Here is a 1,544-nt window from a genome sequence, read left to right as displayed (position 1 = left end):
ATAGTAGGTGGGTGGCCCCACCGAAGGCCGGAACGATGAATGACAAGGGAATCGCCTTGAAGAGAGACGGCAATGCATCTGATCACCAGCCCCGGCTGGCCGCGGCCCCGCCGCGGGATGAAGCCGTCCCTGGATCGAGCGAACCTCCCGCGTCAATTCCACCCCAAGCGTTGCTCGCTCGCGTGTTACAGCGAGAGAATCTGCAGCGCGCACTGAAACAAGTACGCCGCAACCAGGGCGCGCCGGGCATCGATGGCATGACCGTCGAGGCCTTGCCTCACTACCTCCAAGACCACTGGCCACGGATCCGCGCACAACTGCTGGCGGGCACCTTCCGCCCCCAGCCGGTCAAGCGCGTGGAGATCCCGAAGGCAGATGGCAAGGTTCGCTGCCTGGGCATCCCCACGGTGGTGGACCGGTTCATCCAGCAAGCCATTGCGCAGGTCCTGTCGGCACAATGGGAACCCCACTTCCACCCGCACAGCTATGGCTTTCGCCCACAACGCTCGGCGCACCAGGCGCTACGCCATGTGCAGACGAGCATCCGCGACGGCTACGGCTGGGTGGTGGACATCGACCTGGAAGCATTCTTCGATCGGGTCAATCACGACCGGCTAATGGCGCGGCTCAAACACCGCTGTCAGGACGCGTCGCTGCTGCGCCTGATCAACCGCTTCCTCAAGGCTGGTGTGCAACGGGGCGAACGCATCGAAGCCACACTGCTGGGTGTGCCGCAAGGTGGTCCGCTCTCGCCGGTACTGGCCAACATCGTTTTGGATGAACTGGATTGGGAGCTGCAACGGCGCGGCCACCGCTTTGCCCGCTATGCCGACGACTGCAACATCCTGGTCAGAAGCCAGCGTGCGGGAGAGCGGGTGATGGCCAGCGTAGAGCGCATGATCAGCGAACGACTGCGGCTCACAGTCAATCCGCTGAAAAGCGCGGTGGATCGCCCAGCCGAACGCACGTTCCTGGGCTTCACGGTCAGCCGCAGAGACGCCCGCCTGAAGGTGGCCGATAAGGCCATCGAACGGCTCAAGGCGAAAGTGCGCGCACTGACCCGTCGGACACGAGGCCGCCGCCTGGACGTTATCGTGGCAGAGCTAAGGAAAACCCTGCTTGGGTGGAAAGCGTATTTCGGCATTGCCGAAGTGCTGAGCCCTCTGCACGACATCGACAAATGGATACGACGCAAACTACGTTGCTATCTCTGGAAGCAATGGGGACGAGCTGGCTACCGGGAATTGCGCAGGCGCGGTGTAAGCGTGCGAGAAGCATGGAATACCAGCAAGTCGGCGCACGGCCCTTGGCGGTTGAGCAACACCCCGGCACTGAGGCTGGCATTACCAGTGCGGTACTTCACGAACTTGGGGCTGCCGGCCATTGCGGTGCGGCAGGAATATATTCATCGAACCGCCGTGTACGTGACCCGTATGCACGGTGGTGTGGGAGGAGAGGCGCCGTGAGGCGTCTCCCTATCCCGAATATTTACAAATGGAATGTCAATGTGTTCTCCTTGCAGCCACACTACGCTCATCGGGCTA

At 62.0% G+C, this 1,544-nt stretch carries 1 protein-coding gene; it reads left to right on the top strand.

Annotated features, from left to right (window positions below; all coding sequences use genetic code 11):
- The coding region (gene ltrA / locus SF06_RS17305; protein WP_211253777.1) for a group II intron reverse transcriptase/maturase at positions 1 to 1,466 on the top strand (1,466 nt) is incomplete at its 5' end.
- Positions 1,467 to 1,544 lie beyond the last annotated feature (78 nt).

Source organism: Pseudomonas flexibilis (genome assembly GCF_000802425.1).
Lineage (GTDB): Bacteria > Pseudomonadota > Gammaproteobacteria > Pseudomonadales > Pseudomonadaceae > Serpens > Serpens flexibilis.
This window is presented reverse-complemented; position numbering and strand designations above follow the sequence as displayed.